This is a genomic window from Micromonospora sp. NPDC018662, assembly GCF_044391475.1.
GTDB lineage: Bacteria > Actinomycetota > Actinomycetes > Mycobacteriales > Micromonosporaceae > Micromonospora.
In genome coordinates, this window is the sequence record NZ_JBISAC010000001.1 from 595,793 (window position 1) to 617,500 (window position 21,708).

At 69.4% G+C, this 21,708-nt stretch carries 14 protein-coding genes; 6 read left to right on the forward strand and 8 right to left on the reverse strand.

Going from position 1 to position 21,708, the window contains the following annotated elements; genetic code table 11:
- Positions 1-172: 172 nt before the first annotated feature.
- The 3 genes from ACH495_RS02910 to ACH495_RS02920 form a co-directional block, all read right to left on the reverse strand.
- On the reverse strand, positions 173-574 hold the full coding sequence (locus tag ACH495_RS02910) for a hypothetical protein (protein WP_396856052.1): 402 nt from the start codon (positions 572-574) through the stop codon (positions 173-175).
- Between the two features lie 182 nt (positions 575-756).
- Positions 757-3,219, reverse strand: coding sequence for an immune inhibitor A domain-containing protein (locus ACH495_RS02915; protein WP_396856506.1), 2,463 nt, complete (start codon positions 3,217-3,219; stop codon positions 757-759).
- Between the two features lie 350 nt (positions 3,220-3,569).
- Positions 3,570-6,362 carry an immune inhibitor A domain-containing protein gene (locus tag ACH495_RS02920; protein WP_396856053.1) on the reverse strand — a complete coding sequence of 931 codons (2,793 nt, stop codon included), beginning with the start codon at positions 6,360-6,362 and terminating at the stop codon, positions 3,570-3,572.
- 401 nt (positions 6,363-6,763) lie between these two features.
- On the opposite strand from ACH495_RS02920, the gene ACH495_RS02925 reads away from it, so the two are divergent.
- Complete coding sequence (locus tag ACH495_RS02925; protein ID WP_396856054.1) at positions 6,764-11,425, forward strand: hypothetical protein; 4,662 nt, start codon at positions 6,764-6,766, stop codon at positions 11,423-11,425.
- The gene (locus tag ACH495_RS02930) at positions 11,422-12,006 is read left to right on the forward strand and encodes a hypothetical protein (RefSeq protein WP_396856055.1); all 585 of its coding nucleotides are present in this window, start codon (positions 11,422-11,424) and stop codon (positions 12,004-12,006) included. Before ACH495_RS02925 ends, ACH495_RS02930 begins: the two co-directional genes overlap by 4 nt.
- A gap of 63 nt (positions 12,007-12,069) precedes the next feature.
- Here ACH495_RS02930 and acs read toward each other — a convergent pair whose 3' ends face one another.
- On the reverse strand, positions 12,070-14,058 hold the full coding sequence (acs, locus tag ACH495_RS02935) for an acetate--CoA ligase (protein WP_396856056.1): 1,989 nt from the start codon (positions 14,056-14,058) through the stop codon (positions 12,070-12,072).
- Positions 14,059-14,265: 207 nt separating this feature from the next.
- Here acs and ACH495_RS02940 point away from each other — a divergent pair, with 207 nt between their 5' ends.
- The gene (locus ACH495_RS02940; RefSeq protein ID WP_396856057.1) at positions 14,266-15,012 is read left to right on the forward strand and encodes an oxidoreductase; all 747 of its coding nucleotides are present in this window, start codon (positions 14,266-14,268) and stop codon (positions 15,010-15,012) included.
- A 39-nt stretch (positions 15,013-15,051) separates the two neighbouring features.
- On the opposite strand, the gene ACH495_RS02945 is transcribed toward ACH495_RS02940, so the two are convergent.
- From ACH495_RS02945 to ACH495_RS02955, 3 genes are all read right to left on the reverse strand, one after another.
- A complete protein-coding gene (locus ACH495_RS02945) occupies positions 15,052-15,858 on the reverse strand; it encodes an HAD family hydrolase (RefSeq protein ID WP_396856058.1) in 807 nt (268 codons plus the stop codon).
- Positions 15,859-16,236: 378 nt separating this feature from the next.
- Positions 16,237-16,524 (reverse strand): hypothetical protein, encoded by a 288-nt coding sequence (locus tag ACH495_RS02950; protein WP_396856059.1) that lies wholly within the window; start codon positions 16,522-16,524, stop codon positions 16,237-16,239.
- A complete protein-coding gene (locus ACH495_RS02955; RefSeq protein ID WP_396856060.1) occupies positions 16,517-16,726 on the reverse strand; it encodes a hypothetical protein in 210 nt (69 codons plus the stop codon). The genes ACH495_RS02950 and ACH495_RS02955 overlap by 8 nt, the downstream gene beginning before the upstream one ends.
- Positions 16,727-17,019: 293 nt before the next feature.
- Here ACH495_RS02955 and ACH495_RS02960 point away from each other — a divergent pair, with 293 nt between their 5' ends.
- Positions 17,020-18,243, forward strand: coding sequence for a helix-turn-helix domain-containing protein (locus tag ACH495_RS02960; RefSeq protein ID WP_396856061.1), 1,224 nt, complete (start codon positions 17,020-17,022; stop codon positions 18,241-18,243).
- A gap of 24 nt (positions 18,244-18,267) precedes the next feature.
- The gene (locus tag ACH495_RS02965; RefSeq protein WP_396856062.1) at positions 18,268-18,735 is read left to right on the forward strand and encodes an NUDIX domain-containing protein; all 468 of its coding nucleotides are present in this window, start codon (positions 18,268-18,270) and stop codon (positions 18,733-18,735) included.
- 120 nt (positions 18,736-18,855) lie between these two features.
- On the opposite strand, the gene ACH495_RS02970 is transcribed toward ACH495_RS02965, so the two are convergent.
- Positions 18,856-19,335 (reverse strand): Imm1 family immunity protein, encoded by a 480-nt coding sequence (locus ACH495_RS02970; RefSeq protein WP_396856063.1) that lies wholly within the window; start codon positions 19,333-19,335, stop codon positions 18,856-18,858.
- A gap of 918 nt (positions 19,336-20,253) precedes the next feature.
- On the opposite strand from ACH495_RS02970, the gene ACH495_RS02975 reads away from it, so the two are divergent.
- Positions 20,254-21,438 carry an IS110 family transposase gene (locus ACH495_RS02975; protein ID WP_396856507.1) on the forward strand — a complete coding sequence of 395 codons (1,185 nt, stop codon included), beginning with the start codon at positions 20,254-20,256 and terminating at the stop codon, positions 21,436-21,438.
- The last annotated feature ends 270 nt before the right edge of the window (positions 21,439-21,708 follow it).

Below are 21,708 nucleotides of genomic sequence, written 5' to 3' on the forward strand. Positions count from 1 at the left end.
ACGACGGGGGCGGGTGGTCGGCGTCCTCGTGGAACGGCGACGCGCCTGGCCCCCGAACCAGACATCCACGAGCATGGTTTCCTGTCCGCGCGGGGTCAATGGGCCGTTCCGCTGTTGCCCGTGCCGACCGGTTGTGCTTTTGGTGCGCGTTCCCTCACCCCGGGTGACGGGGCTACGGGCTGACGATCCGCATCGGTACGCCCGGGCCGCAGTCGACCGAACGGTCGCGCGAGGCCAACCGCAACGTCACGAAGTCGCCCTCGCGCAGCTCACCGGCCTCCGGGCCGTGCACGGCGTACTCCCGCCCGTTCTCGTCGACCAGGCCGTAGCAGGGGCCGGGACCACCACGGGTGATCCACCCGGCGACGGCCCCGGTGGGGCGGTTGTCGGTGGGCTTCCTCGGCGGCCCGGCCGGGCGCCGCAGGGTCGGCAGCTCGGTGGCGGAGAGGGGGGTGGGGCGGTCGGCAGGAGCACCGCTGGCGGCCGGCGCGTCCGCCTTCGGGGTGGGCGGCGTGGCCGGCGCGGGTGAGGTGGACGGCGCGGCCGGGGTGGACGGCCGAGGGTCGTCGGGCACGGGTCCTCCGTTCCCGGCGCAGCCGGCGGTGGCGATCAGGACCACCGCGAGGGTGGCCGGCAGGGCGGTGCGAGGCGTCACCCGGATGGGACGCGGGCGAGGGCCGGAAGGTTCCGCGCCGGAAAGGGCGATGCCCGGGCGGTGAACCGCCCGGGCATCGCTGTGGTGCGACGATCCGTTGATCAGGAGATGCGGATCTTCATCGAGGTGCCGTTCTGCTCGACCACGCGGATCTTGACCCCGTTGTTCGGGACCTTGACGCCGTGGTTCGGCAGCTCGGCGAACCAGTACTGCTTGCTGTCGTCGAACAGCGGAGCGGCAGCCTGACCGCGGATGTACTGCGGCTGGCTGTTGAGGTGCAGGGTGAACGAGTCCGCCTTCTTCAGGCTGAACGGCGCGTCGTATACCTGGACCCGGGCCCGCCAGGGCTGGCCGGTCAGGTTGTAGAGCGGCCGCGGACGCGAGTCGATGTACAGGTTCCGACCCTCACCCGGGTGACCATTCGGGTTGCTCGCCGACGCCGGAGCGGTGTTGTTGTCCGCCCAACGCAGGTTCCAGTACGAGATCAGCAGACCCTCCTGGTACGCGTAGTGGTCCACGTAGTCCGGGCGGGTGTTCGCGTAGCCGAAGAAGTACGGGCCGGTCTTGAGGTACTTGTCGTACGAGACGTACGACCGGTTGCCGGCGATGTAGTAGTTGTCGAACTTACGGGTGTAGGTCTCCTCGACGACGCTGAAGCCGCCGGCCAGGGTCCAGCCGTTGGCGCCAGCCTCGGCACCGTCGGAGAACACGGTCTGGCCGTCGGCGGTCACGGTGATGGCGTCACCGAAGAAGCCACCCGCGGAGAGACCACCGTCGGTCTGGTAGCGCAGCCGGAACTGCACGACCTTGCCCGCCGCCGCGTCCATCGGGATGTTGATGTCGACCCAGTTGCCCCTGCTGCTGCCGTCCAGGGCGAAGCGGCCGGGGGAGATCTCCTTCAGCGGGTTCCCGTTGGCCGTGCCGGGCAGGCTCACCCAGCTCTGGCCGCCGTCGAGCGACGCCTCGAAGAACATGTAGTCGAAGTTCGACTCGATGTTGTAGCGGCCCTTCATGGTGAGCGCGGCCGACGACTTGCCCGTGAAGTCAAGGGTGCGGGTCATCGTGCTGTTGAGGTCGTCCGCGTTACCGGAGAAGTACTGCTTCGTACCCTCGAACGGCTTGCCGTTCTGGAACGTGTACTCCCGCTGCGGCAGCACCACGACGGCGCCCTGGGCCTTGGCCGAGTTGTACTCCTGCGGCCCGAGGTCCAGGGTGCGCTTCTGACCGGCGACGACGGTCTCGTAGTCGAGCCACCCGAGCTGGAGCTTGTTCCAGGCGCCCAGGTCGCCACCGCGGTCGCCGATACCGGCGTCGTTCTTCGCGCCGAGCCGGCTCTGGGCCATCAGGGTCCAGTGCTCGTTGTTGTTGTCGGCGCTGGTGCCCACGTTGTAGTCGTCCGGCAGACCGAGGTCGTGGCCGTACTCGTGGTAGAAGACGCTCCGGCCGCCGTTCTCCGGCTGGATCGTGTAGTCGCCGATCCAGACGCCGGTGTTGCCGATCTCGGTGCCGCCGGCCGGGAAGTTGGCCGGGCCGGTGTTGCCCTGGTCGCTGGCGAACGCGTACCAGCGGTGGCTCCAGATGGCGTCCTCACCCTGGATCGGGTCACCGTCGGCCTGGTCGCCGCCGGCGTGGACGATCTGGAAGTGGTCGATGTAGCCGTCCGGCTCGTTGAAGTTGCCGTCGCCGTCGTAGTCGTACCGGTCCCACTCGTCCATCGACTTGACGTCGGCGGCGATCTGGGCGTCGGTGCGGCCCTGCTTCTTCTGGTCGGCGACCCACTGGTTGGCGGCGTCCCGGACCAGGTCCCAGGTGTTGTCGCAGACGTTGCTGTCGCACACCTCCGGGTCACCGGTCGGGTCGTCGTCGGCCTTCGGGTCGTCGGAGCGCCCGTACCGGGCCTCGTTGTACTTGACCTTGACCCAGTTGGTGACCTCGCCGTCGACGCTGTATCGACCCGACGACTGGGCCTCGTAGTACTGCTTCAGCGACTCGTCACCCGGCTTGGTGCCGAAGTAGATCTGCCGGAAGTGATCGGCGCTGAAGTCCGGCTGCCAGATCGTGGAGTTGTCCACCGCCCGGTTGGGCTGCGGGATCTGGTTGACGAGCGGACCGTCGAACTTGGTCGGACCCGCGATGTTGGCGTTGGTGTCCTTGTCCGGGTAGTCCGGGTGCCGCTCGTCGCCGAATTCCGCGAGGATGACGAAGATCTTGTCGGTCCGCTCGCGGGAGAGCTCGACGTACTGGTCCTCGGTCGGACCCTTGCCGGCCTTGGTGCTCCTGGCGGCCTTGCCCGCCGCGGCACCCTCGGCAGCCTTCTCGCCAACCTTGACGACGGTGCTGCCGTTGATCTTCTGGGCCTTCGCCCTGCCCGACAGGACCTCGCTCAGGCCTTCCTGGCGCAGCGCGCGCCGCTTGTCCTCGAGCGGGTTGGGCAGGTCGTGTTCAGCCTGCGCAGGCTCGGCCACCGACGGGGCGGTGGTCGGCAGCTTCGGCGTCGGCGCGGCGCTGGCGGACGTGCCTGCCATCAGCCCCGTCGCGGTCAGCGAAAGCCCGAGCAGACCCACTGCGACTTTGCGCACGTGGTACCTCCGGTGTGAGGGAACCGGCCCCATGGGGGTACGGGCCGGTGGAACGTCCCACAAGTGGGACCCACGGTGAACATAGACACTGCTGGGACTGCTGTGAAGATGTGTGCGTCGATTTGTGGCAACTTTTTGTTGGGGTTGACTTTTGCCGTCACACCCCACCTCGCCACCCCGGCGTTGACCAGCAACGATGCCCGGTCGGCCACATATAGTGAGACCAATGGATATGCGGAAGGGCCGGGAGCGCTACCGCCCCCGGCCCTTCCCTCATCCGGCCCGTTCAGCCCATTTTCCGGTCATCCCGGTTCCGGTTCGACGTTGTCGATCGATCAGCTCCGGGGCGGCACCACGTACACCTGGGCGTACGAGTTGTCCCGGGCGGCCCGCTTGATGATGATCGACGTGCCGTACCCGACACCCGCGTCACCCGGGTTGCCGGTGCCCAGCACGATCGCGCCGCCACCCAGCGTCGAACCGTAGTAGTCGGTCGCCGGGGTGCCGTCCGGGTTCACCACCCGGGTCGTGTACTGCTGGTTGCCCTTCGACGGGACCACCACCGAGGCGTCGTTGTCCCGCGCGTACGGCGAACCGTCACGGATCTCGATGCCCGGGTACCAGCCCTTGTTGTCGGTGAAGCCCCGCACCGGCGCCTGCGCGCCGAACTTCGTGCAGTACTCGCTGTACGGCTCGTCGGCCGCCTCCAGGCACTCCTTGAACGGGTACGTCGGCTTCAGGCCGAACGCGGCGTTCGAGGACTGCGGCCGGCTGGGCAGGTTGTCCAGCACCGACGGGTCCTTCTCGGCCGCCACGCCCTTGCGACGCAGCGGGTCGTTGTGCGAGTCGACGATCAGCAGCCCGCCCTTGGCGCCGTAGCTGGGCAGCGCGGTCATCTGCGCGGTGACGTGGTTGACGTCGCCGAGCTCGGTGTCCCGGTACCAGACCAGCATGCCGGGCGCGTTGTACGCGATCCGGTCGACCTTCCACGCCTCGTGCGAGTAGACGGTGTCGTAGGCGTACTTCAGGCCCTTGTCGAAGCCGTCGAAGTTACGCCACTCGGCCAGGTAGTAGTGCGAGCGCACCTGGGTGCCCGAGTCGACGTGCCAGCCCGCGCCGGTGGTGTCGGTGAACGTGCCGCCGGCCTGGGTCCAGCCGGCCGCGCCGCCCTCGACGTCGTCGCTCCACGTGGTCGCGCCGCCGCCGGTGACCGAGAAGTCGTCGGCGAACCAGCCGCGCTCCTGGAACGCCTCGTCGGTGGCGTACCGCAGCCGCACCTGCACGGTCTGCCCGGCGTACGACGACAGGTCCACGTAGTCGTGGCGCCAGCCGCCGGTGCTGCCGGTCAGGCCGTACTTCTTGTTGCCGAAGTCGACCATCCGGCCGTTCGGGTCGCTGTAGCCGTCATCGGTGGAGACCAGCGCGCCGGAGGAGTCGTACACCTTGCGCTCGGTCCAGGTGGCGCCGCCGTCCGTGGAGACCTCGACGAAACCGTAGTCCCAGTCCTCCTCGATGACGTAGTCGTTCCACATCCAGAACTTCGCGTCGGCGGCGTTCGGGACGGTCACCGTGCGGCTCAGCTTGACGTCCGCCCATGCCTGGTCGGCGCCGGAGTACCACATGTTCGCGCCGCTGTGCGGCTCGGCCAGCGTGATCACCTTGTCCGGCAGGTCGATCTTGATGCCGTCCTCGGTGCCCACCGGCGTACGCGAGGTCTGTCCGAGCTTGACCAGCTTGGCCCGGTCGCCCGGCCCGAAGGTCTTCGGCTCGGCCCAGCCGAGCACCCACTTGTCCCAGAGGCCCATGTGGGTGGGGAGCGCCTGGAAGATCTCGCCGGAGTGCGAGCCGGACGCCATCAGGTCCCAGAAGTCCACGTCCGAGTCGGCGTTGCCGGAGGTGTCGTAGAGGTCCGGCAGGCCGAGGTCGTGCCCGAACTCGTGGGCGAAGACGCCGACGCCGGCGTCCTCCGGCTGCACGATGTAGTTCGACACCTTGAGGTTCGTGCCGGGGATGGTGTAGCCGCCGGCCACCGTGGAGGAGTGCGCCCAGACCGAGTAGACGCCGACGTCGCCGCCGCCACGGGACTTGCCCTGGTTGGCGTGCACCAGCACGAGGTGGTCGATCACGCCGTCCGGCTCGTGGTAGTTGCCGTCGCCGTCGCGGTCGCTCTGGTCCTCGATGTCGTAGTCGGCCCAGGGGAAGTTCGGGTCGGCGGCGGCCAGCGCGTCGATCGCGTCGGTGGCGAGCCGGCCCGCGCCCTGCGGGTTGTCCGGGTGACCGTTCATCGACTGCTCACGGCCGGCGACCCAGTTGCCGTTCTCGTCCTGGAAGCAGCGGGAGGCGGCGTACCAGCCCTCCGAGTGCGGCACCGTGATCCACGGGCTGGCCTGCCCGTCCACGGTGTACGCGTTCTTCGACATCTCCAGGTACATGTTGTGCATGGTCCGGCCGGCGAGGCTGATGCCCGGCTTGCCGTCCGGCCCCTTGAGGTCCTTGCGGACCCGCTCGGTGATGCCCTTCTTGGTGTAGAGCATCTTGTCGTAGTGGGCCGGCGAGAAGTCCGGCACCCACATCGAGTTGTTGTCCTTGTGCGGCAGGGTGGCCGGGTTCGGGATGGTGTTGTGCCGCGGCCCGTTCTGCACCGTGCCGGGCACGCAGGTGCGGTCCTCGAAGACCGTCTTCGGCACCATCACGCCGGTGAAGTCGTCGTTGGCCTTGTCGTTGAACTCCACCAGCAGCGTCAGCAGCTTGGCGGTCTGGGTGTTCTTGGCCTTCTTGATCTTGCGCGGGCTCTGGCCGGTCCGGATGGACTTGGCCTCCAGCTTCGCCAGCTCCCGGGCCGCGATCGGGTTGCCCCCGGCGTACTTGCGGTCGTAGGCGCGAGCCTCGTCCGCCGGCGAGGAGAAGACCCCGTCCTTGCCCTTGGCCTCCTTGCCGCCGGTGTCCGGCTGCACCTCGGGCTCGGCGTAGTTGATGTAGTGCTCGTCCGCCGCGATCGTGGCCGGCGCGGACCGGGACGGCTGGGCCGCCGCGCTGCCCGTCACGGTCAGCGACGAGGCGGCGAGGGCGATGGCGGGCAGCGCGACGAGTAGTCGACGGCGGGCCCGGGACTGCGAACTGGGGAGCATGCCACTCCGTTTCGTAGGGAATGGTGAGGAACCGGCCGTCTCAGTGACGCCTGTCAAAATCTGCCGGTGCGGCTGAAGGTAGCTGACGACGAGCGCCATCGACAGGGGTGGGCCGGCCCCTCTGCCCGTTCAGGTCAATGCCTCCTCCGCCGACCGACCACACCGTCAGTCGATACGGCCGCCCTGGGTGATCGAGTGGTGACCGTTTGTGAATCTTTCATTGACATCCGCCACTGGCTGACGGAACGATCTGTACACCATCGCAGCGGGCCACGGGGGCTCAGCCGCCCGATGGTGTTCGGCACGTCCGGCCTCTCGCCGGACGGCGTAGCCTCCCGTGGCCCTCCACCGGGGGAGGCCGTGTGGTCGCAACACCCGTCGATGTCACACCCCTACTACTCATGCTCGCGTTCGGCGTGTTCGTCGTGGCCGGCGCGCGCCGCCGATCGAGCTGGCCGGTCCGGCTCGCGCTCGCCATCGGCGCCGGACTGTGGATGTCGCTGGCCGGCGGCGCCATGTGGATGGTCAGCCAGGCCACCGCCGCGGCGCTGCCCGCTCCGCCGGCGGCCGTCGACCCGGGCAACCCGTGCGTCGCCAACGCGCCCAAGAAGACCTTCCAGGTCTCGCTGATCAACGTGCCGATCTTCCTCAACCGGTTCGGGGACGTGGTCCCCGAGGGGCGGATGTACGTCCTGGACGGCAACATCAACACGGTTCGGCAGGGCTTCCGGAACGCCGCCAACCCGGCCCAGGCGAACCTCACCGACCTGATCGAGCCGCTGACCGTACGCGCCAACCAGGGCGACTGCGTCGAGATCTCGTTCACCAACCGGTTGCACGAGGCCGCCCCGCCGCTCGACCGGACCGTCCGGGACGCCGCGATCTTCACCCTCCCGGGTGAGGTCAAGCGGGCCGCCGGCACGGCGACCCCGAACCCGCGGGAGTTCGCCCCGGCGCTCTCCGCGCCGAAGATCGACTTCGATCCCACCAGGGCGCCGAACGCGTCGATGCACTTCGACGGCCTCGACTACGACGTCAAGGGCTCGGACGGCAGCGCGGTCGGCTACAACCCGGACTCGACCGCCAAGCCCGGCCAGACCATCGTCTACCGGCTGCACGCCCAGGCCGAGGGCGAGTTCCAGTTCAAGGACGGCGCGGACTTCACCTCGCGGCAGACCCGGCCGGTGGAGTCCGACGGCAAGGTGCGCTTCATCGGCTCGCACTCCTTCGGCGCCTTCGGCGCGATCGTGGTCGAGGCCAGCGACGCCACCTGGGTGGACTCCCGAAGCGGTGGACCGCTCGCCTCCGGCACCCGCGCCATCATCAAGCGGCCCAACAACAAGGACTTCCGCGAGCACGTGCTCTTCATGCACGACGAGGTGGAGGCCGAACCGGGCATCCTCACCCGGTTCTGCCGGGGCGACTCGGCCGACAAGACCGGCACCGAGTGCGTCCAACCGAACGCCACGCAGCTCACCGCGCTCAAGAAGGGCACCCTGCCCGCCCTCGGTGGCGGTGACGCCGACGCGTTGATCTCCTACGGCCCGGAACAGACCCCGGTCAAGCTGGAGTGGTTCGCCTTCAACTACCGGGCCGAGCCGACGTTCAACCGGGAGGAGATCGGATGCCCCAAGGCCACCCAGGCCGGCCAGCGGTACGACGCCAACGCCTGCGTCGGCGAGGAGACCTCACTGTCCTCCTGGGTCTACGGCGACCCGGGCGGCGGGGACCTCGTCTTCGCCAACTATCGGGGTGAGCCCACCCAGGTGCGGCTGCTGCACCCGGCGGAGTTCGAGACGCACACCTTCCACTGGCACGTCAACCGGTGGGCGCAGCACCCCGACGACGAGAACGGCCTCGACGAGATCAGCAAGCCCACCCACGTCACCACCCAGACCAACATCCTGGACGTGCAGGCGGTCTCCCCGGGCACCAGCTACGACCTGATCGTCCAGGGCGGCGCGGGCTCGTCGCACAAGAACAAGAAGGCCACCTTCGGCGACATCATCTTCCACTGCCACCTCTACCCGCACTTCGCCACCGGCATGTGGGGGTTGAACCGCACGCTGGACAAGCTGGAGGACGGCAGCCGCTTCAACCCGGACGGCACACCGATCCCCCAACTGACGCCGCTGTCCGACTTCGACTACCAGACCGAGGTCAACGGCACCAACCCGCCGCCCAGCCCGGTCGCCAGCGTCACCCCGGGCTTCCCGCACTTCGTACCGGGCACGTTCGGCTACAAGGCGCCCAAGCCGCCGCTCGGCGTCACCCAGCGCGCCACCACCGGCGTGTTCCCGCCCACGACACTCGAGAAGGCCGCGGCCGATCCGGGCGCGCAGGTCGCCGGCGGCTTCTTCCAGGACCCGTGCCCGGCCGGGCGCCCGCAGAAGAAGTTCGACATCGCGGCGATCCAGATCGACCAGACCTACAACCCCAAGACGAAGTGGCACAACCCGCAGTCCCGGGTCTACGTGCTGGAATCCAAACGCACGGCGGTGGAGACCGGGGCCGAGAAGCCGGAACCGTTCTCCCCGCTGCTGACGGTCGGGGACTGCGTCACCTACAACCTCACCAACCGACTACCGGTCACCTACGGCGACACGGTCTTCGACCGCAAGCAGACCACCAACGAGGTGGGCCTGCACCAGCACATGGTGCAGTTCGACGTGCTCTCCTCGGACGGCGCGGCCAACGGGTGGAACTACGACCAGGGCGCGGACACCGGCCAGACCATCACCTACCGCGACTTCGTCCACGAGAACACCTCGACGAACTCGTTCCACGACCACTTCTTCGCCAACGTCCACCAGGACGCCGGGCTCTTCGGCGGCGGCACGATCCACGACGCCGGCTGCACCTTCCACGACCCGAAGACCGACGACCCGGTGACGGTCGGCACGATCGTGTCGGTGCACTGCGCCGGCGGCACTGACTACAACGGTCGCCCGGCGAGCGCGCAGGACTATCGGAATGTCTCCCTCTTCATCGAGGACCACGTGCCGATGTTCCAGCCGAACAACCCGGCCACCACCACCGACGACCCGTTCGTCACCGCCCAGGGCGTGCCGATCCAGCCGGCCAAGTTCCCGTCCAGCAACGACGACCAGGGCGTGATGGGCATCAACTACCGGTTGGAGCCGTTCGAGGGCAGACGCGGGGCGGACATGTCCCGGGTCTTCTCCAGCACGACACACGGCGACCCGTTCACCCCGATACCGGAGGCGTTCCAGGGTGACCGGGTCAAATGGCGGATCTTCCAGTTGTCGCAGGAGGAGTCGCACGGCTTCAACATGGACTACCGCTGGCGACAGGAACCCAAGGACACCGACTCCAACGTCGTCGGCGCCCAACACATCGGCATCCTCGAATACTTCGAGATGGACGTGCCGACGACGGACGACGGACCCAAGTACGGCACCCCCATCGACCGCGACGACATGTATTTCCTCGGCGGCTCCGACGACCTCTTCCTCGGCGCCTGGGGACTGATGCGGGTCTACCGGTGCGAGGTGTGGCCACCGAACGATCCCAGCACCGGGGAACCCGACCCCAACCAGGTGACACTGCTCCAACCGCTACCCGACAACCCGAACATCGCCGGCTGCACCGACAACTCGCACGACCTGCCCGGCCCGGGTGACCTCGACTACCCGCCCGGCCAGCCGTGCCCGGCCAACGCGGACGGCAGCATCAAGGCCCCGATCCGCACGTTCAGCATCGTGGCGGTCAACCGGGACATCACCTACAACCAGGCCGGTGACCACGACCCCAACGGAATGGCGTACGCGCTGGAGCAGGACTACGTCAACAACACGATGAAGAACGAACCGTTGGTGATCAGGGCGAACGCGCTGGACTGCGTCGAGATCACGCTGAAGAACCGGCTCGACCCGGCGAAGACGAAGGCGAGCTGCCACGAGGCGCCCGAACCGGGTCAACTCGGCTACCAGACCGGCGTACTGACGTATCCGGCCTGCATCGACCGGCCGCCGGGCGACGAGGCAAACGTGCCGGGCTTCGAACCGCTGCCGGTCAGCACCCGGGTGTCCCTGCACCCGCAGAAGGTGAAACGGTTCGGCTACTCGGCGGGGGTCAACGCCGGCTACACCAACGACGGGCTCGGCAACGACCGGGACGAGACCGTCGGCCCGGGCGAGGAGATCACCTACCGCTGGTACCTCGACGGCGCGGACATCGGCATGTCCATGCTCACCGACATGGCCGACCCGCTGCACCACCAGCACCACGGGCTCTACGGCGCGCTGGTGGTCGAGCCGCGCAACTCCACCCACCTCGACCCGGCCACCGGGCAACCGCTGCGCAGCGGTGTCCAGGCGGTGATCTCCGACCCGGTCGGGCCGGACTACCGCGAGAACATCGTGCTGATGAACAGCGACCTGGCGCTGTTCCGCAAGGACACCAACGGCAACGTCGCCGACGACCAGCCGGTGCCGGACAACTTCGACCTGGTGAAGACGCCGAGCCGGGAGGCCGACGACCCGGAGGACCGGGGCGAGGTGTCGATCAACTACAGCAACGCGCCGTGGTCGCACCGGTGGGCCAACGAACCGAACCTCACGAACGTGTTCAGTTCGGTCACCCACGGCGACCCGTCCACCCCGCTGTTCCAGGCGTACGGCGGTGACCGGACGGTGTTCCGGGTCGGGCAGGCGGTGGGCAAGCCACGCTCCACCAGCTTCGCCCTGCACGACCACATCTGGCGCCGCGCGCCCAAGGACGCCGGCTCGCCGCTCGCCGCCAGCCAGGGGCAGTTCAACCCCGGCGTCTCGTACGACGTCGTGCTCGACCCGACGGTGGCCGGCGGCGCCGGTGGCCGGCGGGCCGCGCCCGGCGACTACCTGTACCGCTCCGGCACCCTGGCCCGGCATCTCACCGGCGGGCAGTGGGGCATCTTCCGGGTGCACGCCACGGCCCAACCCAACCTGATCGCCCTGCCCGATCATCCGATCGGCACAGCGGCGGTCGCGCCGGCGAAACAGCCGGCCGCCCGGTCGGCGGAACGCGCGCCGGCCGAGCGGCGGAAGCGGGAGACACGGTGAGCGCCAGCAAGCTGCGGCTGCCGGACGAGATGCTCGGCCGCCCCGCCCGGGCAGGACAGCCCGGGCGGGGCGGGCGGCGACGCCCGCACCGCGGCCCGCGTCCCTTCCGGCAGGGCATGATCCTGGGCATCTGCCTCGGGATGACCGGCGCGTTGCTGGTGGGTGTGCTCGGGTTCCTGATCACCCGCCCGACCGGGTCGGCGACGCCCACCGCCGCCGGTCCCGCCTCGGCCGCGTCGAAGGAGCACGCGGCGAGCCCCGCGCCGCAGGCCGCCATCGACGTCCGCGCCGAGCACCTGGGCGACCTGCAGATCCGGATCGAGGCGCAGGTCAGCGCCCCGGGCAGCTACGACCCGATCACGAAGGGCCAGGTGGTGGCGTACACCGACATGGTGGCCATGCCGATGGCGCACAAGCAGGGCCCGCTCGTGATGGCCGAGGTGGCCGGCAAGCCGGGCGTCTACCAGGCGCTCGGGAACGTGCCGATGGCCGGTGAGTACAACGTGCGGGTCGAGGTCCGGCAGCCCATGGCCGCGACCGCGAACCAGCGGCTCCAGGTCGGCACGGTGACCACCTCCTAGGCGCGGTACGACGAACGGGGGCGGGCCGCATCGCGCGACCCGCCCCCGTTCCGTCACCCGGCGTCAGTCCTCGTCGGACTTGCCGCCGCTCATCCCCGACGAGATCAACTCCATCACCGAGGAGTCCTGCAACGTGGTCACGTCGCCCAGCGAGCGGTTCTCCGCCACGTCCCGCAGCAGCCGGCGCATGATCTTCCCGGAGCGGGTCTTCGGCAACTCCGGCACCAGCATGATCTGGCGCGGCTTGGCGATCGGGCCGAGCGTCCTCGCCACGTGGTTGCGCAGCTCGGCGATGAGCTGCTCGCCGGCGTCGCCGGAGATCTCCGTGCTGCCGCGCGGAATGGCGAACGCGACGATCGCCTGCCCGGTGGTCGGGTCGGTCGCGCCGACCACCGCCGCCTCCGCCACCGACGGGTGGCTGACCAGCGCCGACTCCACCTCGGTGGTGGAGATGTTGTGCCCGGACACCAGCATCACGTCGTCGACCCGGCCGAGCAGCCAGACGTGCCCGTCGTCGTCCTTCTTGGCGCCGTCACCGGCGAAGTAGACCCACTTGTCGCCGGTGTTGGCGCCCGCGCCGAACCGCGACCAGTACGTCTCCAGGAACCGGTTGTCGTCGCCCCAGATGGTGCGCAGCATCGACGGCCACGGCTCGGTGAGCACCAGGTAGCCACCCCCGCCGTTCGGCACCGACTGGCCCTGGTCGTCGACCACGTCGGCGACCACGCCGGGCAGCGGGGTCATCGCCGAACCGGGCTTCGCCTCGGTCACGCCCGGCAACGGCGAGATCATCATGGCCCCGGTCTCGGTCTGCCACCAGGTGTCGACGACCGGCAGCTCACCGTGGCCCACGTGCTGCCGGTACCACATCCACGCCTCGGGGTTGATCGGCTCACCGACGCTGCCGAGCAGACGCAGCGACGACAGGTCGTAGCCGGCCGGGACGTCCTCGCCCCACTTCATCATGGTGCGGATCAGGGTCGGCGCGGTGTAGAGGATGCTGACCTGGTACTTGTCGACGATCTCCCAGAACCGGCCCTTGTGCGGGGTGTCCGGGGTGCCCTCGTACATGACCTGGGTGGCGCCGTTGGAGAGCGGGCCGTAGACGATGTAGGAGTGCCCGGTCACCCAGCCGATGTCGGCAGTGCACCAGTAGACGTCCGTCTCCGGCTTCAGGTCGAACACCGCGTGCGTCGTGTACGACGTCTGGGTCAGGTAGCCGCCGGTGGTGTGCAGGATGCCCTTCGGCCGGGCCGTCGTGCCGCTGGTGTAGAGGATGAAGAGCGGGTGCTCGGCGTCGAACGGCTGCGCCTCGTGCTCCGGCGCGGCGGTCTCCACCGTCTCGTGCCACCAGTGGTCCTTCGCCGACCAGCCGACCTCCTCGCCGGTGCGGCGCACCACCAGCACGTGCTCCACCGACGGGCAGTTCGCCACCGCCTCGTCCACGGTCGGCTTGAGCGCCGACGGCTTGCCCCGACGGAAGCCACCGTCGGCGGTGATCACCACCTTGGCGCTGGCGTCCTGGATCCGGTTGGTCAGCGCGTCGGCGGAGAAACCGCCGAACACCACGCTGTGCGTGGCGCCGATCCGGGCGCAGGCGAGCATCGCCACCGCGGCCTCCGGGATCATCGGCAGGTAGATCGCCACCCGGTCGCCGGCCGTCACGCCCAGCTCGGTCAGCGCGTTCGCCGCCTGACAGGTGAGCCGGTGCAGATCCGCGTACGTGACGGTCCGGGTGTCGCCCGGCTCGCCCTCCCAGTGGATCGCCACCTTGTCGCCGTGACCGGCCTCCACATGCCGGTCCAGGCAGTTGTACGCCACGTTCAGCCGGCCGCCGGTGAACCACTTCGCGAACGGGGCGTTCGACCAGTCGAGCACCGTCTCCCACGGCTGCGCCCAGGCCAGCCGGCCGGCCTGGCGCTCCCAGAAGGCGAGCCGGTCGGCGGCCGCCTCCTCGTACGCCTGGGCGGTCACGTTGGCGTTCGCGGCGAGTTCGGCCGGCGGCGGGAACTGGCGCGTCTCGTTCAGCAGATTGGCCAATGCCTCGCTCATACGGTGACTCCTTCGTCGCGTGACCTGCGTCTCCCTACTCCGGGGAAGGTTAGCCGCGCCATCCCGTACCCGCGACCGCCCCGCCCCGCCGCCGCGCCCAGCGGCGCCCCCTCCGCGCTGAGGTGTAAGGAGGGGGCCCCGGTTAACGCCTCCGGTAGAGGAAGGGCCCCTTCTTAACACCCCCGACCGTGTCGCTAGCGTGACGGGGTGACCACTGATCCGCTCGCCCCGCTGCTCGCGCTCGCCGACGTCGCGCCCGCCGTCGAGCAGGCCCGGGACCGGGTCGACCAGGCCCACCGGCACCGGGCGCTGCGCCGCCAGGGCGGCCCGCTCGCCGCCGAGGTCAGCCTCCGCTCGGCCGTGGCCAGCGCCGCACTGGAGGGCCGGGAACACGACCGCGAGGAGGTACGCGCCGGCACGGTCACCGACCCGGTGCTCCAGGGCGCGTTGCGGGTCGCCGGCGCGCTGCCCGGCCTCAGCGACCTCTGGCCGAAGGCGCCCCGGCAGGTGCTCGCCCGACTGCACGTGCTCGCCGCCCGCGACGTGGTGACCGAGGAGGAACTGGGACGCCCGGTGGCCGACCCGGTGGTGGCGGCCCGCCTCGACGGCCTCGCCGGCCTGGTGGCCGGCGGCACGGCGGTGCCGCCGCTGGTGCTGGCCGCCGTGGTGCACGGCGAACTGCTGAACCTGCGCCCGTTCCCGGGCCCCTCCGGCGTGGTCGCCCGCGCCGCCGCCCGACTGGTGCTGATCTCCACCGGGTTCGACCCCCGCGGGTTGGTAGCGGTGGACGTCGGGCACCGCGAGCGGGAACCGGAGTACGTCGGCGCGGCCGGCGCCTTCGCCACCGGCACGCCGGACGGCCTGCGCTCCTGGCTGCGGCACTACATGGCCGCGGTGGAGGTCGGGGCGGACCAGATCACGCTCATCGGCGACGAGATCCTCGCCGCCTCCTGACGCTGCCGCTGCCTTCCGGCGCGTGCTGACCGGACCGGGTCAGGCGGTGGGCGCGGCGGCCCGGGTGCGGCGGTGCCGGCCGTACCAGGCGATGCCGATGGCGACGCCGACACCCACGCCCAACGCCGCCGCCGCGACCGGCACCGCCGGCCGCTCCCGCAACCGACGGCCCAGCGGGATCGGGTGCCGGAACTCCAGCACCGGCCACGCGTTCTCCATCGCCAGCTTGCGCAGCGCCCGGTCCGGGTTGACCACGGACGGGTGCCCCACGCACTCCAGCAACGGCCGATCACTGTACGAGTCGGAGTACGCGTACGACTCGGCCAGGTCGTAGTCGCGCGCCTGGGCCAGCTCGCCCACCGCGTCGACCTTGCTCGGGCCGGCCGCGTAGAACTCGACCTCGCCGCTGTAGCGGCCCTCGACGACCGCCATCCGGGTGGCGATCACGTCGGTCACCCCGAGCAGCTCACCGATCGGCCGAACCATCTCCTCGCCCGACGCGGAGACCAGCACGACATCCCGGCCGGCGGACTGGTGCTCCTCGATGAGGGCGGCCGCCTCGGCGTACACATAGGGGTTGATCAGCTCGTGCAGCGTCTCCGCGACGATCTGGCGGACCTGTTCCACCGGCCAGCCCTTGCAGAGCGTGGCCAGATAGTCCCGGGTGCGGGCCATGGTCTGCTCGTCGGTGCCGCCCAGCCGGAACATCAGCTGCGCGTACGCCGACTTGACCACGTCACGCCGAGTGATCAGCCCGTCCCGGTAGAACGGCCGACCGAACGCCAGAGCGCTCGACTTGGCGATGACGGTCTTGTCGAGATCGAAGAAAGCGGCACCACGGCCCACGGCGCGAAAGTCTAGCCGGACGGGCCCCCCAGGGCCGCCCGGCCCGGACCCCTAACCTGAGGTGCACCCAGCCGAGTGACGGCGGTCACATCCATGCGTAAGAAATTAGCTTTGCGTGGAGTGAACACCACTCGACGTATAAGGGTCGGCTGCGGCATGCTTGTCCTCGCGACGGGAGTTCACGTCCCGTCGTAGTTGAAGACCCTCGGCGGTTGCACCCCCCGTAACCGCTGAGTCGGTTCGGCTCGACCCCCCCGGAGCCGAACCACCCGACGACCCCCGTCTCCCCCCGACGGGGGTCGTCCCTTTGTGGGGAGCGCTCCCGGCCTGGTGGAAGTACCTTGCCCGGCTCGGCCGGGTCGATCGCCGGGCGGAAAGTCAGCGATCGTCAGCCGCGCCCGCCCTCTCGTCGGCACTTCGTCCGTCACCAACCGGACCGTGAGGAGCGAACAGCCGAACGGGTACGAGGATCTGCGTGTGCTCGCCCCGCCTGTTACGAGGTGCCACCTTGATGCCCTCCACCCAGATCCACTGCTCGCGTTCGGGGCGGTTAAGCACCAGGCGGACGCCGGTCATCCGGAGCATCATCGGCCCGTCGGATGGGCGGTAGCGGTCGGCCGCCTCCACCCGGAGCACATGTCCAAGCCGTATCCGAAGGTCAAACACCACGACTCCTTCTCGTTCGCGCCGGCGGCGGCGTGCTCCTCTGAAGGCCGGTAATCTGCGCGAAGACCTCCCGCTTCGCCGACGCCTGCCCGTCAGTCGGGTTGATGACGTAGCCGATCAGCCACACCCAGCCGTCATACGCCGGCCAGTCACCGATCGCGGTCACCCGCAGCCACAGCGCCCGATCGCCGCCGAACTGCACCGATGCGCGACCGTCGAGGAAGAGCAGTTCACCCGGCTTGGGCGCACCTACCGGAACCGGGTGCCTTCTGCGGGGCGCCGGGGTGGGCGGGCTCTCTCGGGACCGGCGTTCGGGTCGCGGTCCCATGCCAGCACCCACCCCGGGCCAGCCTCAGCAGGTCGCCGGGGGACCGGAGCCCGGCAGTTGGTCGAATACGTTCAGCCCCGTCATGGAGACAGGTTGTGGCACATACCGCCCAGTGACCCGGAAAATCCTTCCGGGGTAGCAGCCGGACGAGGGGAGAAGGTGAAACGGTGCACCGGACAACCCACACCCTGACCATCGGCGAGCGCATCGCCTGGTACCGCCGCCGGCGCGGCCTGTCGCAGGAGGTCCTTGCCGGGCTCATCGGCCGCACCGCCGATTGGCTCGGAAAGGTCGAGAACAACCGCATCGAGCTGGACCGGCTCTCCGTCATCAAGTCCCTTGCCGAGGTCCTGGACGTATCCCTTGGTGACCTCCTCGGCGAACCTGTGCTGCTTGACTGGACCGCCGACACCGGCACCGACACCGTCCCCGCTCTCCGGTCGGCGCTGATGAACTACCGCGCCATTGCCCCGTTCGGCGGCACTTTCCACGACGAGCCACCGACCGTTGCCATGCTGCGCAAGGACGTCGGCGCGCTCTGGGACGCCTACCAGGACTCCCGATTCGGGTACGTCACCGGCCGACTACCCGACCTGCTCCACCGCGCCCAGGCCGCCGCCGACCGCCACGAGGGCGACGACCGGGACCAGGCCCGCCGGCTCCTCGGCCTTGCCTACCAGCTGACCGCCACCCAGCTCACCAAGCTCGGAGAGGTCGACCTCGCCTGGATCGCTGCCGACCGCGGCTTGGCAGCCGTCCGGCCCACCGGCGACCCGCTCATCACCGGTTCTCTGTTCCGGTCCGTCGGTCACGCCCTGCACGCCACCGGCCGTTACGCCGAAGCCGTACGTCTCACCGAAGACGCCGCCGGCTACCTGGAGCCCCACCTGGCGCACGCCTCGCCGGCCCTGCTCTCCGTCTACGGCACCCTGTTCCTGTCCGGCTCCATGGCCGCCGCCCGCTCCAACGACGCCGGCACCACCCGCACCCTCCTCGCCGCGGCAGAGCACGCCGCCGACCAGCTCGGAAACGATGCCAACCACCTCTGGACCGCGTTCGGCCCGACCAACGTCGCCATCCACCGCGTCGCGACAGCAGCCGAGCTGGGCGATGTACAGGTGGCCGTCGACCTCGGCCCGCGCGTCGACACCACCGGACTCCCGATGGAACGTCGGGTACGGCACGCCCTCGAAGTCGCCCGCGCCTACAGTTCGTGGAACCGCGTCGACGACGCCCAAGCCGTGCTGCTCGAAGCAGAGCAGATGGCGCCCGAACAAGTCAGGCATCACTTCCTCAGCAGGCAACTGGCGCTGACCTGGGTCCGCCAGCAGCGCGGTAAGCCGCCGGCCGAGCTTGTCGGCCTGGCTCGCCGGCTGAAGGTGCTCGACTGAACCTTCCACATCTAGGCTGCCCTGGTGACGGTCAACGAGATGCCACCCGTGGCGACCCCACGCGTCGCCGCCGGCGCCCTGTTCTTCGACGACGAAGGCAGGGTGATGCTCGTGCGCCCGAGCTACAAGAAGCACTGGGACATCCCGGGCGGTTACGTCGAACCCGGCGAGTCGCCGCGGGCTGCCTGTGTACGGGAGATTCGAGAGGAGCTCGGCCTCACGCCCGCACTCGGACCCATGCTGGTCGTGGACTGGGCACCCGCCGAGCGCGAGGGCGACAAGCTCCTCTTCATCTTCGACGGCGGGTCACTCGGACCCGCCAGCGAGCGCGAGATCCGCTTCGCGGACGGCGAACTCACTGACTGGCGCTACGTAGGCGAAGAGTCCTTGGAAGAGCATGGCCCGTCGCGACTGGCCCGCAGGATCCGTACCGCAATCGCGGCGCGTCGGGGCGGTGCTTCCGCATACGCTGAGCACGGCAGCGCCATCTGAGGAAGCCAGTAGCGTGGCAACTAACGCATTTTACGACAGCAGCGACATGCCGATGATCTGATGTGGGCGCGCGGCTCCCAAACGCTGGTGCGACTGGGGCCATCGGCTGACGTGCCCGGCTCAGTCGTGGCGGTGGCCGTTCAGGTCGCCGCGTGCCCAGCTGACTCGTTCCGGCCGGTCGCCGGTGTCCCCGTAGCAGAACTCTTCCACGGCCAGACGAATCTGGGGTATGGGCAGCGTGCTGCGAGGACTGTGGATCAGTCCAGCATCCGGGTTCGCCACGACCTGGGGGTCGGCCTTCGGTGGTCTTGAGTTGTCGGTCAGCCAGACGTGCTCATAGATGCCGCCGCGTCTCGGGCTGCGGGAATCGACGCACCACATCAAGGCTCCGTAGCCAGCGGTCTTGTTGACCGCGACGGCGAGCCAGGTGTCCGACGTCAGCTCATCGTCACTGACTGGTCGGTCGGCGATGCCGAACCAGGCAAGATCGTCAGATGGGAGCCGGTCCATCGTTAGCTCAACCAGTTGAGCCTTCTCCTCCCACGTCGTCGCGTGGCGCCAGGCCTCATCGAACATGCGGCTGCTCACCGACAGAACCACGCCCGACACCGTAGCGATCCTGCCAGGCCCCCCTCGAAAGGTAGGACCACAGCCGTCTGCCGGGATGCGCGCACTATCGCGGACCGTGAGGAGTTCCGCAGGGCTTTGAGGATCACGTCAAGTATCTGGTGGGACGCAGTGTCAAGCATGTCCCGTGACGGGACAACGTCCGCAAGGACACCACTGCCGAAACACTCTCTTCAGGATCAAGCGCGTTCCGCGCGGCGCGGGCCGGGGCGCGGCAAACGGCTCCTGCGGAGCCGCCGCCCCGGCGCAAGGGCGCCGGGGCGGAAAAATCAGCCGGCCCGAACCCCACGCCCCGCCCCGCGCGTCACACCTGGGTCAGTGAGGTGACCCGGTGGCGAGTCCCGAAGGACGACCAGGGCCAGGCGGACACCTTCCACCCGATGCCGGCGATCCCGGAGCAGCACGAGATCCGGCAGGCCAACCGCAGCGGACGAAGTTGCCGAACGGTTCCGCGCGGTCGCTCAGGCCCAGGGTGGGGAAGGGATGGAGGTGGGTGTGGGGGTTGTGGGGTGAGGGAGGGTGCGGGTTAGAGCTGTGCCTCCGGCGGGGGCCAGACGACTCCAGGATGGAGTTGCCGAACGGTTCCGGTAGGAGAGTGGTTGAGGTGGGATGCCATCCCGCCAGCCACCGACCCAGGCAAGCCGAGCAGACCAGGGCCAGGGTGACAAGGTCGTTCCTTAGGGTTCTTTTGTCTGGATGGTGTTCCGGGCCGCCGGGTTGGTTGGGTGTGGCTCAAGGTCGTTTGCCGTCAGGTGGCTATGGACGAGCGGCCGCCCAGCCAGCCCAGGGCGCCCTTGGCCGCTGATTGAGATCTGCGAGTCGTCGCTTGCTAAGGAACTGCCGGCGGGGTCGTCCGAGGTGACCTGGAGCTGGGTGCTTCGGGAGGACGACTTGGCGCAGGTATGGATAGGCGTGGACGCGGGCAAGCAGGCTCACCACGCCGCGGCGGTGGACGTGGCCGGGCGTGTGCTCTGGTCGACGCGGGTGGCCAACGATCAGCAGGCGATCGCGGACCTGGTCGGCCGAGTCGGCGCGGATGACGAGGTGGTGTGGGCGGTCGACCTGATCGGCTGCGAGACCGCGCTACTTCGGGCGATGTTGGCGCTTGCCGAGCAGCAGACGGTGTATATCCCAGGCCGCACGGTCAAGACGATGGCTGCCGGGTTCGCCGGCGAGGCCAAGACCGACGCCCGTGACGCGGTGGTCATCGCCAACACCGCTCGGATGCGGCGTGACTTTCTGCCGGTGGAGACACCGACGGAACTGATCGCCAAGCTGGCACTGTTGGTGGCGCACCGCGCCGACCTGGTCGAAGACTGGGTCCGCACCGTGAATCGGCTGCGCCGCCTGATGCTCGGAATCTCCCCGGTATTGGAACGCGCGTTGACCTTCACCAACGTCGCGACGCTGATTCTGATCAGCGCCTATCAGACGCCCGAGCAGATCCGCGCCGCCGGACGCGACCAGCTCATCGCTCATCTGCGCCGGCATCGGGCGGTGAGCGCCGTCAAGGTCGCCGATCAGGCGCTGGCAGCCGCGGCTGAGCAGGATCTCACCCTGCCGGGACAGGACACCGCTGCTGCGCTCGCCGGTGAGCTGGCCAGTCATCTGCTGCACCTGCACCAGCGCATGAAGAACACCGACAAGGCCATTGAACAGGCGTTCGGCACCCACCCGCAGGCCGGCATCATTCGCAGCCTGCCCGGCATGGGGTCGTTGGCGGCCGCGGAGTTCATCGTCGCGGTCGGGGACCTGTCGACCTTCGCCAGCCCCGATCACCTGGCCGCCTACGCGGGCCTGGCACCGGTGGCCCGTGACTCTGGCAAGCGGGTCGCCAACCTACGCCGGCCACAACGTTACAACCGGCGACTGCGCCACGTGTTCTACATGTCCTCGCTGAGCACGCTGCGGATGAACGGCCCGAACCGGGACTACTACCAGCGCAAACGCACTGAGGGGCGCAAACACCAGCAGGCGTTGATCGCCCTCGCCCGTCGCCGCGTCGACGTGCTGTGGGCGCTGCTGCGCGACAATCGCTGCTTCCAACTCCAACCACCGCCACCAGCGCCCGTCTAACTCACCGATGAAACGTCCGACCTGCCGGACCTGGCCAGCGGGGCGCTGCCCCGCACCCCGACCCTCCCTCGGAGACCACCAACCGGGCTCTCCTCGGCCGGGCACCCACAGGGCAGCCCGAGAACCCCGGCCGGGTCAAGGCCAAGCCGCTACGCGGTCGCCTCCGGCGAGCCTTGACCCGACCGAGAACCTCGGGCAGGGACGAGCCTGCCCGACCGAGGAGACCCCTACCGCAGGGGCGCGTGCACCGCTAACAGCCAGGCACAATCC

Bases quoted from the DNA above. Each gene is read 5' to 3' on its own strand.
- ACH495_RS02920 (WP_396856053.1), bottom strand. From the start codon at position 6,362: ATGCTCCCCAGTTCGCAGTCCCGGGCCCGCCGTCGACTACTCGTCGCG.
- ACH495_RS02925 (WP_396856054.1), top strand. From the start codon at position 6,764: ATGCTCGCGTTCGGCGTGTTCGTCGTGGCCGGCGCGCGCCGCCGATCG.
- acs (WP_396856056.1), bottom strand. From the start codon at position 14,058: ATGAGCGAGGCATTGGCCAATCTGCTGAACGAGACGCGCCAGTTCCCG.